The sequence below is a fragment of the Nocardia brasiliensis ATCC 700358 genome (genome assembly GCF_000250675.2).
Lineage (GTDB): Bacteria > Actinomycetota > Actinomycetes > Mycobacteriales > Mycobacteriaceae > Nocardia > Nocardia brasiliensis_B.
Genome location: NC_018681.1, coordinates 2477592 through 2491208 on the forward strand (window position 1 = coordinate 2477592; position 13617 = coordinate 2491208).

Sequence of the window (13617 nt, forward strand, 5' to 3'; positions counted from 1 at the left end):
TGGGACGCCCGAAAAGGGCAGAATCCACGCATGGCGTCCGAGGCCCGCGGCGCGCGGGATCGCAAACGGCACGGCAGGCACTACACGCCGCCGGTGCTGGCGCGTTTCCTGGCCGCGCGGCTGCTCGCGCACGTCGCGCCGCCGCCCTCCGGCGTGCTGCGGGTACTCGATCCCGCCTGCGGGGACGGGGAGCTGCTGTTCGCGCTGCGATCCGAGGCGGCCGAGCGACTACCGGGTACCCGGATCGAGCTGATCGGCTACGACCTCGATCCGGCGGCATTGCGGGTGGCGCGGGCACGGGCGGCCGCGGCGGGAATCGCCGTCGACTGGCAGGTGGGCGACTTCTTGACGGTCGCGGCCGAGCTGGCGGCGGGCTCGTTCGACGCGGTGATCACGAACCCGCCGTACGTGCGGACCCAGCAGCTCGGCGGTGCGACCGCCCAACTGCTGAGCAAGCAGTTCGGGTTGCGGGGGCGGATCGATCTGACGCATCCGTTCGTGGCGACCCTGCCCAGACTGCTCCGCCCCGGCGGCGTGCTCGGATTGCTCAGCGCCAACCGGTTTTTGACGACCAGGGCGGGGGCGAACATCCGGCGGCTGCTGCTCGCCGAACTGGCGCCGGTCGAGCTGTACGACCTCGGCGACACCAAGCTGTTCGAAGCCGCGGTGCTGCCCGCGATCACCATCGCGACGCGGGGCACGAGCCCCGATACGTGCCGCTATGTGTCGGCGTACGAGGTGGACAGCGGCGGCATCGCCACGGAGACCGGTCTTTTCGAGGCCATGATCGGTGAGACCGGCTGTCTGGTCACCCACGAGGGACGGCAGTTCGCGGTCGAGATCGGCACGTTGGTGACCGGCGAATCCGTGGGCGGGCCGAAGGCGAACGGCGGCTTGGTGATTCGACCCCGAGCACCGGGTGCCGACCCGCCGGTCGACGCCGAATCCGCGGCGAGACACCGAGCGCCGCCGCATCCCACGACACCGGATACCGCCTGGCGCATGTCCAATGCGCGCGTGGACGCCTGGCTCGCCGCCATCGGCGCCGCGACCTGGCGGACTTTCGGTGAGGTCGCGCGAATCCGGGTGGGTATCAAGACAACTGCCGATCGGGTGTTCATCTCGGATCGATGGGCCGAGGCCGAGCCGGTCCCCGAGGCGGAACTGCTGCTGGACCTGATCACGCACAACGATCTCGAGCCGTGGCGGATCAGCCGGGCCCAGGACACCCGTGTGCTCTACCCCTACGATCTGACGCTGGCCCGCCGCACGCCGATCGATCTCGACGAATATCCCTGTGCCGCTGAATATCTACGCAACCACAAAGACACCCTCACCGCCCGCCGCTATGTCGGCGCGACCGGCCGGGAGTGGTTCGAGATCTGGGTGCCGCAGCGTCCGCAACTGTGGCGGCAACTGAAGGTGGTTTTCCCGGATATCAGCGACCGCCCGCGTTTCGCCCTGGACCGATCCGGCGCGGTGGTCAACGGTGATTGCTACTGGCTGTCGCTACCGGACCTGTCCCGGGACCCCGCCGAGGCCGAGCAGCTCGCGTATCTGCTGATGGGCGTGGCCAATTCCGCCCTCGGCCTCCGCTTCTACGACACCGTCTGCGGCAATCGCCTCTACTCCGGTCGCCGCCGCTGGATCACCCAGTACGTCTCGCGCCTGCCTTTACCGGATCCGGCCTCCCCGCACGCCGCGGCGATCATCACGGTGGCCCGCGACCTCACCGAGGGCCGGTGCGCGGACCCCGCAACCCACGCCGAACTGAACGATCGAGTAGCCGCAGCCTTCCGCTGACGCGATCTCAGCGGGTGAGGTGGACGCCCACCATGGGGAGCAGCGTGCGGCGCGCGAAGTCGCGGGCAGCATCGCGGTCGGCGACGGGGATCAGGCCGTCGGGGGTGAGGGCCAGGGAGAGGGCGAGGCGGGCCATGATCTCGGCGACGAGGTCGGCGTCGAAATCGTGGGTGCCTTCGGTGTCGCGCAGTTCGCGCAGTTTCTCGGCCAGGTAGCCGCGTCCGACGGCGAGGATGGGGCCCGCGTCGGTGGTGAGGCGGGGCAGGATCAGGTCGGGTTCGGTGCGCAGCAGGCGGCGCAGCAGCTCGTTGTTCGCGATCGCGGTGATGAACGCGACGAAGATCTCCACCAGCTGGTCCTCGCTGCCGGAGACGGCCTGCACCTGCTTGTCGATCATCTCGACGAAGTGCTGGGCTTCCCGCACGCTCACGGCCTCGACCAGGTCGTTCTTCGATTCGAAGCGGCGGTACAGGGTGGCGGGGCTGATGCCGGCGCGGCGGGCGATCTCGCCCATGCTGGTGCGTTTGATGCCGAAGTCCAGGAAGGCCGAGAGCGCGCTTTCCAGGAGCTTCTCGCCGTCGGCGACGGGCTTCTCCAGGATGCGCTGCAGCATGGGCGGGACAGTGGGCATCTGGTCTCCAGTCGATTCGCGCGGACGCCGGGGCGAGCGGACGGCATCGCGACGGTGCGGGTGAGGGCCATTCATTATTTCATCGGCCGGTGCCGGCGCGGTCGGGGATGGCCGAACCAGGGGGTGTTCTGTCTTATCGGTCGCATGTCCAGCTTCGAGTGATTACCCTGTGGATATCCACCTTGGATGCTGAATGGGCCGGAAGAGGTTGCGCCGTGGCATATTTCGCGAACCGGGTGGTGGCGATCACGGGGGCGGGCGCGGGCATCGGCCGCGAATTGGCCCTGGCGCTGGCTGGCGACGGCGCGTTGCTCGCGCTGTCGGACAAGTCGGCACAGGCCGTCGCCGAGACCGGAAAGCTCTGCGCCGCGCTGCATTCCGAACCCCTGGTGACGACCTTGGACGTCACGGACCGGTCGGCGGTGCTCGCGCACGCGGCGGCGACGGTCGCCCACTTCGGCCGGGTCGAGGCGCTGTTCAACAATGCCGGGATCCTGCACGTCGGCGGCGTCGCCGAATCGCCGTTCGGGGACTTCGAACAGGTGATGGACGTGGATTTCTGGGGAGTCGTCAACGGCACCAAGGCTTTTCTGCCCTACCTGCAGGCCGCGGAGCGGGCGCACGTGGTGAACATGTCCTCGGCCTTCGGGCTGGTCGGGGTGGCGCAGCACGGGCCGTACAACGCGGCGAAGTTCGCCGTGCGCGGGTTCACCGACTCGCTGCGGCAGGATATGCGCGCAGCGGGCGGTGTGGTCCGGGTCACCGGGGTGTATCCCGGCGGCGTGCTCACCTCCATCGCGCGGTCGGCCCGGGTCGCGCCGGGGATCGACGCCGCCGCGGTGGCCCGGCGCTTCGAGGAGCGGGTGGCGCGGACCGGCCCGGCGGCGGCCGCGCGGACGATTCTGCGCGGGGCCGCGCGCGGGGAGGCGAAGGTGCTCGTCGGACTGGACGCCCTTCTTGTGGATCTGGTCACACGAATCACCGGCTCGTATCACGAACGGGTATTGGACATGGTATTTCGTTCCTGACTGCGCGACCCGGCGCGGGCAGGAACGGACAGACGAAATGGCAACTGGTCGAACACATCTCGGGACGAAGAATAATCGTACGCGATTGATCGGGTGCGATTGATGGCGAAATGGCTTCTGATCGAGTGCTTCTCCGGCCCGCCGGGCACGGTGATCGCCCTCGGGGCCACGCCGAAATCCTTCGTGCCGCTGCGCCATATCCTGCGCAATCCGCTGTCGCTGGCCGATGCCGAAGCAGCACTGGCGCAGGCGGCCGCGACCTGTGCGGTGGTCGCGCGGGTATCGGCGGACGGGCGGCGCGCCGTGCGCGCCGAGCCGCTGCTGATCACGCCGGACCGCGCGCACGCCGTCCGGCTGTGGGTGGGACCGGTGCGGGAACCGCTGCCGGAGCGAGAACCGGTGGGCGCGTGGTACTTCAACCTCACCACCAATCGGTCGGTGCGCAGCATCGATCTGCTCGACCTCTACGGCGTCGCGCCGCAGGACCGCGCGGCGGAGCTGGCGATCGCGGGCGCGTTCGCGCGGCTGGTCACCAATCGGGACGAGAGCGAGGCGCTGGCGAAGCTGGTGAATTCGGAGCCGGACACCGAGCATCAGGCGGTGTGGACCATCCGGCGGGACGACAATGCCTTGCGGGCAGGACATTTCGCGTGCCGGATCAATATCGAGACCGACGCCGCGGGCGAGCGTGCGGTGCTGTTCCGCGGCGTGACCCAGGACATCGGCGCGGCTACGGCGGTACCGTCCGCGCCACCGCCGATGATTCTCGAGTATCAACTGCTGGAGGCCGCCACGGCGCCGGGGGAGTATCGCGCGATCGTGAATCTGCGCTCACTGCAACTGATTCGCTGGATCGGGCCGCCGATGCCCGGTATTGCCTGGGCGGACCTGCCGGGGGAGCCCGCGCCGCAGATCCACCCGGACGATCTCGCCGTGGCGCGCGAGATGTCGCGGGAATTGGCGCACCGGCGCGCGGAGGGCACGGTGCGGTTGCGGCGGCTGGACGGAGGGTGGCAGGCGGTGCGGGTGCGGGGTGCGCTGATGGTGCTGGATCAGCACACCACGGCCGGACTCGCCACGGTCACCGCGGCGTCATGACATCGCGGTGACCGTGGCCGGAACTCATTGGCGGGGTAAGTCCAGTGCCGCCATTTCTTGTTCGATCGCGTTCGCGGCGAAATCGACTCCGCTGGAACGCAGTTCATGAACCCGTCGTTGTAATGCCTCGACGCCACCCGGTTGGGCGGCGATGTCGGCGACACTGATCCGCCCCATCGGCCGGTGCATACTCGCCTGCACGTACGCAACCACCGTGATACCTCCTGCCTGCACGCTAGCTCACGTTCCCACCCGACCCAGGGTGGGTTCACCACTGCGCTACAAGCCGCACGACAACCGTGTCGGCAGGAGACCCCGGGTCACCGGGCACGCTGGCAGAATGTTATCAGCGAATCCTACTGGACGCTTGATCAGTGTGCTCTGTCTCACACCTCTTTCGCGGTGCGGTGATTGGCCGTGTTGTGTACGTACACAGCCCCATTCAGTCGAATGCCGTCCTGTTCGGCCGCGCTGAGCTCGCGGCGAACCTTACCGGGCACCCCCGCGACGAGCGACCCGGGCGGAATCTGCGCGCCCTCCGGAATCAGCGCGTTGGCCGCGATCAGGCTGCCCGCGCCGATCACCGCGCCGTTGAGCACCGTGGCGCCCATGCCGACGAGTACGTCGTCGCCGATCGTGCAGCCGTGCAGAATCGCGTTGTGCCCCACCGAAACCCCGGTGCCGACGGTGAGCGGGAAGCCCGGATCGGCATGCAGCACACAGCCGTCCTGGATGTTGGTGCGTGCGCCGACGGTGATCTGCTCCAGGTCGCCGCGGATCACCGCCCCGTACCAAATGCTCACCTCGGCCGCGAGCCGCGCCCGCCCGATGACTGTCGCCGTCGGCGCGATCCACGCGTCCTCGTCGATCTCCGGAACGAACTCACCGATCTGAATCCTCATGCGCTGAACCTAGCGTCTTGTGCACGCGGTGTTAGCGCACCGGGGTCGCGAACAGCGCGCGGTGCGCGGCGGGGCTGGTGCCGAGGATGCGATGGAAATGGTGCCGCAGGCTGACGGCGGTGCCGAAGCCGGTCTCGGTGGCGATCCGGTCCATGGTGTCCTCGGTGGTCTCCAGCAGCAGCCGGGCCCGGTCGGTGCGCTGGTGCAGCAGCCACTGCTGCGGGCTGCTGCCGGTGCGGTCGCGGAAGCGGCGGGTGAACGTGCGCCGCGACATCAGGGCCACCCGGGCCCAGCCGTCCAGGTCGATCGGATCGCCGAGATGCGTTCGGGCCCAGACCATCGCGCGTTCGATCGGGTCGTCGTCGGCGGCGTCCGGCACGGCGACCGGGATGTACTGCGCCTGTGACCCGCTGCGGTGCGGCGCCGTCACCAGTTCTCTGGCCAGTTCGGTGGCCGCGCGGCTGCCGAGGTCGTTGCGCACCAGGTGCAGGCAGCAGTCGAGGGCGGCCGCGACGCCCGCGGAGGTGACCACGTCGCCGAGGTCGGACCACAGGGTGTCGGCCCGGACGCGGACCGCGGGGAAGGTGGCGGCCAGCTCGGCGGCGCCGGCCCAGTGGGTGGTGATCTCGCGGCCGTCGACCAGCCCGCTGGCCGCGACCGCCCACGAGCCGAGGCACAGCCCGACGATCCTGGCTTGCGCGCCGTGTGCCTGCCAGAGCGCCTCGCGCAGCTGCGCCGACATCGGCAGGTGCCGCTCCCAACTCGGGATCACCACGGTGTCCGCGCGGGCCAGGGTGTCGAGGCCATGGCGCACGTCGATATCGAAACCCGCTGGGGTGGGCAGGGTTCCGGGGCGCTCCGCGCACACGTCCACCCGGTACGGCGACCTGCCGCCGATGCCGATCCGGCCGAAGACGAGGCTGGCCACGGACAGGTGGAACGGGCTGATGTTGTCGTAGGCGAGCACGGCCACGGTATGCATGGCCCGATTTTAGCGGTCAGCGGCTCTCGGGCCACTGTTGGGCCGGTGCGCGGCCGGACAAGATCATTGTCATGACCGAAACGATCGAACGAACCACCAAGCTCGAGGCGCTGCACGTGGGCGGCCCCACCCTGCGTTTCCGCTACGCGGGCCGCACCTTCCTGACCGATCCCACCTTCGACGAGCCGGGCGTCTACCCGGGACCGGTCACGCTGTACAAGCTCGCCGGGCCCGCGGTGTCCGCGGCCGAGGTCGGGCCGGTGGACATCGTGCTGCTCTCGCACGACGAACACGCCGACAACCTGGACAACGCGGGCCGGGAATTCCTGCAGACGGTGCCGACCGTGCTTTCCACCCCCGGCGCCGCGGAACGCATCAACGGCATTCGCGGACTGGCGAATTGGGAAACCGTGACGGTCGACGGCATCAAGGTGACCGGAGTGCCCGCGCTGCACGGGCCGGAAGGCTGCGAATCGGTCACCGGCGTCGTGACCGGCTTCGTGCTGCAAGCTGACGGAGAGCCGACCGTGTATGTCTCCGGCGACAACGCCTCGGTCGATCGGGTGCGCCAGATCGTCGAGCGGTTCGGCCGGATCGACGTCGCCGTCCTGTTCGTCGGCGCGGCGAATATCGGGCTCTTCGACGATGTCGACGTCACGCTCAACGCACGCACCGCGGTGCAGGCCGCGGAGGTGCTCGGGGACGCGACCATCGTGCCGGTGCACGGGGACGGCTGGCTGCATTTCAGCGAGACGCTCGAGCGGTTGACCAAGTTGTTCGAGAACGCGGGCCGCGCCGACCAGTTGCGCATCCCGCCGCTCGGCAAAGCGGTCACTGTCTGAGGTTCTCGCGCCGAGTCTGCTGGTCAACCTGCGCAGAAACGCGCGGTGGCCGGGCGGACTCGTGATCATCGTGTGACACCCGCGCGTCGTTCGTGGCGGGACCGGGGTGCGGGGTCCACGATGACCGTATGAGGATCGGAGTTCCACGGGAGGTCAAGGAGCAGGAGTTCCGGGTGGCGCTGACGCCGGCGGGTGCCGGGGAGCTGACCACACAGGGGCACGAGGTGCTGATCCAAACCGGGGCGGGAGCCGGATCGGGGTTTGCCGACGCCGACTACACCGCGCTCGGCGCGAGACTGGTGCCCGAGGCGGATCAGGTGTGGTGGGAGGCCGACCTGATCCTGAAAGTGAAAGAGCCGATCGCCGAGGAGTATCCACGGCTACGCGCGGGGCAGGTGCTGTTCACCTACCTGCACCTCGCCGCGTCCCGGGAGTGCACCGACGCGATCCTGCGCTCGGGGATCACCGCGATCGCCTACGAAACGGTGCGCTCCACCGACGGGTCGCTGCCGTTGCTCGCGCCGATGAGCGAGGTGGCGGGCAAGCTCGGCGGACAGGTCGGGGCCTATCACCTGATGGCGCCGCTGGGCGGCGCGGGCATGCTGCTCGGCGGGGTGCCGGGGGTCCGCCCGGCGGAGGTGGTGGTGCTCGGCGGCGGTGTCGCCGGAACCAACGCGGCGTCGGTTGCCGCGGGGATGGGCGCGCGAGTCACGGTGCTGGACACCAACTTGCACCGCCTGCGCGAGTTGGACGCGCGGTTCGACGGCCGGGTGACGACCGTCGCGTCCAATGCCGCCGAGATCGAGCGGGCCGTGCCGGCCGCCGATCTCGTCATCGGTTCGGTGCTGGTGCCGGGCGCGCGGGCCCCGAAACTCGTCACCGACGAGTTGGTCGCACAGATGCGGCCGGGTTCGGTGCTCGTCGACATCGCCATCGACCAGGGCGGTTGCTTCGCGGGATCGCGGCCGACCACACACGCGAATCCGACTTTCCGCGTGCATGATTCGCTGTTCTACTGTGTCGCGAACATGCCGGGTGCGGTACCGCACACGGCCACCCTCGCGCTGACCAATGCCACCCTGCCCTACGTCCGGGCCATCGCCGGGCTCGGCTGGCAGCAAGCCTGCGCCAACTATCCGGAACTCGCGCAGGGTCTCACCGCCGACGGAGGCCGGCTCGTGTCGGTGGAAGTGGCCGCGGCACATGGCTACGCGGCACGGCAGCCGATGGGTCTGGTCGGCTGACAGGTGGGTGGCCCGAACGCCTCTCGGTGTCCGGGCCACCGTTCGCGGATCACCACGTGTGGTTGATGTTCCAGAATCGAGCGGGCTGGTTACCGACGATCCGGCGCAAGACAGCGATCACGGCTGTTCACCTCCTTCCACGGTCGACCGGACGAGCGGTCCGTGGTGCGCTGCAGGACAAAGGGTCTGGGGGTCGCGGCATTGGTGACGACCGGCCGCAGATCGGCGCCGGTGACGTGCAGCCGGGCGTTGTCGGCAAGTGCGGCAACTGTTTCGGTGATCAAGGTGTGCGCGACGACGGCGCCGGAACAGGCGAACGGGCCCGCGCTGAACGGCAGATAGAGGCCACGACCGTCCGGCTCGCTCCAGCGTTGCGGCCGGAACACCTCGGGACGCGACCATCGGGTTTCGTCGTGGTGCAACAGGTATGGACACACCGACACCATCTCGCCCGGATGCAGTGGGATACCGCCGAGTTCGAGAGCGTGCGGGACGGGGCGGCCGACCATCCAGACCACAGGCCGATACCGCAGTGCCTCACGGACGACCTGATCGGCGAGCCACGGCCACGGTGCGTTCGGCCGATGCAAGCTGCCGAGCAACACCGACCAGGCCACCGAGTACGCCACCGTGCCGACGATCGAGCGGAACATCAGCACGTACAGGTCGGCCACCGCGCGGTCGCTGATCTCGCCGGAGCACGCGCCGAGCACGGCATCCAGGACGTCGCGTGGCTCGTCGGGCGGTGCCGCCGCGCGACGTTCGCGCACCTGGGCGGTGACGGTGCCGAAAAGGTTGGCGCTCAACACTTCCGCCCACGCGCGCTGGTGCAGCCGGGGTGGCCGGATCAGCACACCGGCGGTGGCGGAGCGGGCCAGCGACCGGTGCAGGCGCGGCGCGCAGTCCGGGTGCAGCATCAGCTCGGCGGTGCTCCGGTGCACCAGAGCTGTTCCGGCCGTGGGCCAGCGGGTGCGGGCGGGCAGTTCGGCAACCGATTCGGCCAGGCGCAGCCGGAACTCCGGTATGCGCGAGCGGATCACCTGTCGCACGGCGCGGCCCAACTCCAGCTGCGCGGACCGCGCGGGCAATATGGTGCCGAAGAATCCGGAGCCGCCGGTGTTGAAGGCGTTGTCGTGCAACACCGTTTGCGCGAGTTCGGGGTCGCTCACGCACACCCCGCCCCACGGCAGGCGGAACGCGCCGCCGGGCGCGTTGTGGCGCAGTCGCTCCAGGAAACCGAGTGGATCCCGCCGGAATCGGCGCATATCCCGTGCACCCATCGCTGTCCGCTTTCCGCCTAGACAATTCGTCGGAGGACTTCACGGTAGTGCGCCAGATATGTTCCGGTGGGCGGATATTCGCGTCTAGCAGTTCCTTGCTATACGCGCTCCGGTGGGCGCTGCCCGATGCGGCAGCGCCCGCCCTCGCGTTACTCGGCGTCCGGGTCCGTCATGTTGAGGTACCAGTCCGGCTCGCCGGAGGTGGGCAGGTCGTGCAGCTTGTCGGGGTTGCGCACCACATCGATGGAGACGATTCGGCCGTTGTCGACGGTGAAGGCGAAGACCCCGATGTGGTTGCCGTCGAACACCACCAGGCCCGGCGCACCGTTCACCAGCACCGCGCGACCCCAACCGCCCGCCGCCGACGGCGCGTGGTACCAACCGAGCAGCATCTTCGCGATGAGCTCGGCGCCGCGCACCGGCTGCCGGATCGCGGGCACCTTGCCGCCGCCGTCGGCGGTGAGGCTGACGTTCGTGTCGAGCACGCCGAGCAACGCGCTGAGATCGCCGGACCGCCACGCGACCGCGAACGCGGAAACGACCTTCTCCTGCTCGTCCGGCGAGGCGGGGAAACGCGGCGTGCCGTCCTCGACCCGCTTGCGGGCCCGGGACGCGAGCTGGCGCACCGCCGCCGGGGTGCGCCCGACCACCTCGGCGACCTCCGGCCCGCTCATGCCGAACACGTCCTGCAGCACGAACGCGGTGCGCTCGGCGGGAGACAGGGATTCGAGCACGACCAGCAGCGCGGTGGTGACCCGCTCGTCCTGGGTGATCCGGTCCGCCGGATCGTCCCAGCTGGTCACCTCCGGCTCGGGCAGCCATTCGCCGACGTACTGTTCGCGGCGGGCGCGCGCCGAACCGAGCTGGTCCAGGGCGAGCCGGCCGACCACGGTGCTCAACCAGGCGCGCAGGTTCTCGATCTGGCCCGCCGTGCCCGCCTCGAACTGGCGCTGCAACCGCAGCCACGCCTCCTGCACGACATCGTCGGCGTCGGTGAGACTGCCCAGCGTGCTGTAGGCGAGTCTGCGCAGGTATGGCCGGTGCTCCTCGAACCGCCGGGCCAGCTCAGCCTGGTCGAGAGGTTCGGAAGGAGAAGACTGTGCGGAAGTCACTGCTGTTCGCCGTTCGATCGTTGCGCCCGGGATAGGGCGAGTCCAAGGGTGCGTCACCGGGTTGACGACGCAGGACCTCAGAGTGTGACACGCCGGAAAAGCGCAGATGGTGCACGCCCTTTCTGGCGAGTCGCGGATCACTGCGTGCGGTCCGCGCTCGCTTCACGTTCACGCACCCCTTCTGCGTTCCCGCACTCGCTATGGCATGGCACAGGAGGAGGTGCGGGCATGCAGAAGGGGTGCGCGAAGCTCAGCGGGCGGGGCCTTGGTGAGATCGTGAGGTCACCTTCTTGGCTTCGCCGCCGAGCTTGACGTCGCAGGCGAAGGTGGCGTCGACCTCGACTGGGTTGCTGGGCGGTGCGGTTCCGTCTTGTTCGGGACGGACTGCACCAGGTCGACGTCGGTGATCTCCTCGGTCACTGTGTGCTCGATCTGGATGCGCGGGTCCATCCGGACGGCGACGCGGCTGCCCGGTGGTGTGGGCCATACCTGTTGTCGTGTGGTGGATGGGTAGGGCATGGGTGCTGGTCGCGAGGTGCTCGTTCCAGGTGGCGTGGGGCGTGGAGGTTGTGTCGCCGGGGGTGCGGCGATTGATTTGGCCGCACCGGTTTCGAGTGTGCTTGGGCGGGCGAGGGATATGAGTGCGCTGACCGTGTGGTGCGGCGGCGATTGGTCTGTCCCGCGTCACGTTCGGTTGCCGAGTGGGGGAGTCGGCGTGGTGCGCGCCTGCTCCAGGTTTGCTGGGTGATGCGGGTGTGGGGTGGCGCCAGGTTGGGCCCACACCCATTGTCGTGTGGTGTGGGCGGCAGGAGTGCGCCGGCTGCGGTTGGGGGGTGCGGCGGTTGCTTTGGCCTGCGCCCGTTGTCGGCTGTCTGAAGTATTGGGGGCATGAGCGTGGGTGGGCGGTTCGCGTCCCTGTGGGTGGCTGGGTCAGCTGCGACGGCATCAGGTCGACGTCGGTGATCTCCACAGTCACCGTGTGCTCGACCTGGATCGAGGGTTCCTCTCGGTGAAGTCTGATTGTGCGGGCACGGGTGGCGTGGAGGTGTTAGTGGGTTGGGTGGCGGTTAGTCTCGGCGGGTGCGTAAGGGGAATTCGGCGGCCGTGGGGCTGGTGCTCGGGTTTGTGCTGGATCGGGTGCTGGGGGATCCGCGGCGGTGGCATCCGGTGGCGGGGTTCGGCACTGCGGCGGCCGCACTCGAGTCAGTGACGTATGCCGACCGGCGTAGTGCCGGGGTGGTGCACGAGGTAGTGCTGGTGGGGTCGGTGGTGGGGCTCGGGCTCGGGGTACACCGCGGCGGCTGGCCGGTGACCGCGCTGGCGACGTGGACCGTGCTCGGCGGGCGCAGCCTCGCGCGCACCGGTGGCGCGATGGCAGACCTGCTCGAAGCCGGAGATCTGGCCGCGGCGAGGGCGTTGCTGCCGTCGCTGTGCGGGCGCGACCCCGAGGTGCTCGACGCCGACGGATTGGCCCGCGCCGCACTGGAATCCATCGCCGAGAACACCTCCGACGCGACCGTCGCGCCGCTGGTGTGGGGCGCGCTGGCCGGCGTGCCGGGACTGCTCGGGTATCGCGCGATCAACACCCTCGACGCCATGATCGGCTACCGCAACGCCCGCTACCGGAACTTCGGCTGGGCCGCCGCCCGCACCGACGACCTGGCCAACCTCCTGCCCGCCCGCCTGACCGGCCTGCTCACCGCAGCCCTCGCCCCACTGGTCGGCGGCCGCCCCGCCGCCGCCCGCCGCGCCTGGCGCCGCGACGCCGCGCAACACCCCAGCCCCAACGCCGGCGTGGTCGAAGCATCCATGGCGGGTGCCCTCGGCATCCGCCTCGGCGGTCGCACCGAATACCCCCACGGCGTCGAACACCGCCCCACCCTCGGCACCGGCCCCGCCCCCACCGTCGCCGATCTGCATCGCGCAGTACGCCTTTCCGAAGCCGTCCAAGCCGCCGCCGTAGCGCTGGCCGCCTGCGCCGCCCTAGCCCGCCGCTAGGCGAGTCCCGGCCGTCCGCTTGCCGCCTCATCGAAACCGCTTCACAGGCCTTTCACGCCGAACGTCGGCACGCCACAAGGCAATTCGCTGTGTGAAGCGTCGATAACCTCTGTGAAGGTGCTACGGGCGATCTGTTCTGGCGGTGCTGCGGATCCGTCTCCCGTCCGTGCCTGGCGTGCCCCTCAGCCGGCGCACCGGGTGCTCCATTGGAGACCCCCGGACGTGTTGGCGGGTCGTCACAAGATCAGGGGGAACTGCGGGCGGCATCGTTCGAGAAGGTACCGCCGCCAGTTCCCCTTGATCTTGGTTCGGCTACGCCTACTCCGGGGCTCGCAGCGAAGGGCGTCCCGGAGCCGCTAGCCCCAACCTCCCGCGCACGTTTTGTCGCGCCGCGCGCGTGTCATTCGACTAACACGCGCGCGGCGCACCAAAACGTGCGCGGGAGGTAGAGGGCTGCTCTCGCGGTGCGTCGCGTGTGCGACGTTTGCCCCCGCTGGGCGCAGGACGTGGGCGCTTCGTTGGTTGCCGCCAGTGGTTCGGTTGTCTCGCGTATGTCCCGTTCTCCCGCGCCCGACGGGGTGTGCCGCGCGCATGTCTGTCCAAGGTCAAGCGCGCGGAGGGACGCGTGAGGGGGACGAGGGGTGCGCGAGGTGTAGGTGACTGCTCTCGCGGCTGCTTGCTGTGGCGGTGCGTCGTC

Annotated in this window: 12 protein-coding genes; 6 read left to right on the top strand and 6 right to left on the bottom strand. The window is 69.6% G+C overall.

Features of this window, described 5'->3' with window-relative positions:
* Positions 1–30 precede the first annotated feature (30 nt).
* Entirely contained in the window at positions 31–1803 is a 1773-nt protein-coding gene (locus O3I_RS11090; protein ID WP_014983001.1) for an Eco57I restriction-modification methylase domain-containing protein, read from the top strand.
* A 7-nt stretch (positions 1804–1810) separates the two neighbouring features.
* Here O3I_RS11090 and O3I_RS11095 read toward each other — a convergent pair whose 3' ends face one another.
* Positions 1811–2434 carry a TetR/AcrR family transcriptional regulator gene (locus O3I_RS11095; RefSeq protein ID WP_041562553.1) on the bottom strand — a complete coding sequence of 208 codons (624 nt, stop codon included), beginning with the start codon at positions 2432–2434 and terminating at the stop codon, positions 1811–1813.
* 215 nt (positions 2435–2649) lie between these two features.
* On the opposite strand from O3I_RS11095, the gene O3I_RS11100 reads away from it, so the two are divergent.
* Positions 2650–3462: an SDR family oxidoreductase gene (locus tag O3I_RS11100; protein ID WP_014983003.1), complete on the top strand. Its 813-nt coding sequence runs from the start codon at positions 2650–2652 to the stop codon at positions 3460–3462.
* Positions 3463–3564: 102 nt separating this feature from the next.
* Positions 3565–4560 (top strand): GAF domain-containing protein, encoded by a 996-nt coding sequence (locus O3I_RS11105; protein WP_041562554.1) that lies wholly within the window; start codon positions 3565–3567, stop codon positions 4558–4560.
* 24 nt (positions 4561–4584) lie between these two features.
* Here O3I_RS11105 and O3I_RS11110 read toward each other — a convergent pair whose 3' ends face one another.
* From O3I_RS11110 to O3I_RS11120, 3 genes are all read right to left on the bottom strand, one after another.
* Positions 4585–4773: a hypothetical protein gene (locus tag O3I_RS11110; RefSeq protein WP_014983005.1), complete on the bottom strand. Its 189-nt coding sequence runs from the start codon at positions 4771–4773 to the stop codon at positions 4585–4587.
* 173 nt (positions 4774–4946) lie between these two features.
* The gene (locus O3I_RS11115) at positions 4947–5462 is read right to left on the bottom strand and encodes a gamma carbonic anhydrase family protein (protein WP_014983006.1); all 516 of its coding nucleotides are present in this window, start codon (positions 5460–5462) and stop codon (positions 4947–4949) included.
* A gap of 31 nt (positions 5463–5493) precedes the next feature.
* Complete coding sequence (locus O3I_RS11120; protein ID WP_014983007.1) at positions 5494–6444, bottom strand: GlxA family transcriptional regulator; 951 nt, start codon at positions 6442–6444, stop codon at positions 5494–5496.
* Positions 6445–6515: 71 nt separating this feature from the next.
* Between O3I_RS11120 and O3I_RS11125 the strand changes: the two genes are divergently transcribed.
* The gene (locus tag O3I_RS11125) at positions 6516–7286 is read left to right on the top strand and encodes an MBL fold metallo-hydrolase (RefSeq protein WP_014983008.1); all 771 of its coding nucleotides are present in this window, start codon (positions 6516–6518) and stop codon (positions 7284–7286) included.
* A gap of 128 nt (positions 7287–7414) precedes the next feature.
* Complete coding sequence (gene ald / locus O3I_RS11130) at positions 7415–8530, top strand: alanine dehydrogenase (RefSeq protein WP_014983009.1); 1116 nt, start codon at positions 7415–7417, stop codon at positions 8528–8530.
* Positions 8531–8619: 89 nt separating this feature from the next.
* Here ald and O3I_RS11135 read toward each other — a convergent pair whose 3' ends face one another.
* Together O3I_RS11135 and sigJ are read right to left on the bottom strand one after the other, a co-directional pair.
* Positions 8620–9810 (bottom strand): cytochrome P450, encoded by a 1191-nt coding sequence (locus O3I_RS11135; protein ID WP_014983010.1) that lies wholly within the window; start codon positions 9808–9810, stop codon positions 8620–8622.
* A gap of 149 nt (positions 9811–9959) precedes the next feature.
* The gene (gene sigJ, locus O3I_RS11140) at positions 9960–10922 is read right to left on the bottom strand and encodes an RNA polymerase sigma factor SigJ (RefSeq protein WP_014983011.1); all 963 of its coding nucleotides are present in this window, start codon (positions 10920–10922) and stop codon (positions 9960–9962) included.
* A 1080-nt stretch (positions 10923–12002) separates the two neighbouring features.
* On the opposite strand from sigJ, the gene O3I_RS11145 reads away from it, so the two are divergent.
* A complete protein-coding gene (locus O3I_RS11145) occupies positions 12003–12920 on the top strand; it encodes a cobalamin biosynthesis protein (RefSeq protein ID WP_041562555.1) in 918 nt (305 codons plus the stop codon).
* Positions 12921–13617 lie beyond the last annotated feature (697 nt).

Excerpts from the sequence above, each read along its gene's own strand:
- O3I_RS11105 (WP_041562554.1), top strand. The coding sequence starts at position 3,565 with ATGGCGAAATGGCTTCTGATCGAGTGCTTCTCCGGCCCGCCGGGCACG.
- O3I_RS11115 (WP_014983006.1), bottom strand. The coding sequence starts at position 5,462 with ATGAGGATTCAGATCGGTGAGTTCGTTCCGGAGATCGACGAGGACGCG.
- O3I_RS11135 (WP_014983010.1), bottom strand. The coding sequence starts at position 9,810 with ATGGGTGCACGGGATATGCGCCGATTCCGGCGGGATCCACTCGGTTTC.
- O3I_RS11125 (WP_014983008.1), top strand. The coding sequence starts at position 6,516 with ATGACCGAAACGATCGAACGAACCACCAAGCTCGAGGCGCTGCACGTG.
- O3I_RS11095 (WP_041562553.1), bottom strand. The coding sequence starts at position 2,434 with ATGCCCACTGTCCCGCCCATGCTGCAGCGCATCCTGGAGAAGCCCGTC.
- O3I_RS11120 (WP_014983007.1), bottom strand. The coding sequence starts at position 6,444 with ATGCATACCGTGGCCGTGCTCGCCTACGACAACATCAGCCCGTTCCAC.
- ald (WP_014983009.1), top strand. The coding sequence starts at position 7,415 with ATGAGGATCGGAGTTCCACGGGAGGTCAAGGAGCAGGAGTTCCGGGTG.
- O3I_RS11090 (WP_014983001.1), top strand. The coding sequence starts at position 31 with ATGGCGTCCGAGGCCCGCGGCGCGCGGGATCGCAAACGGCACGGCAGG.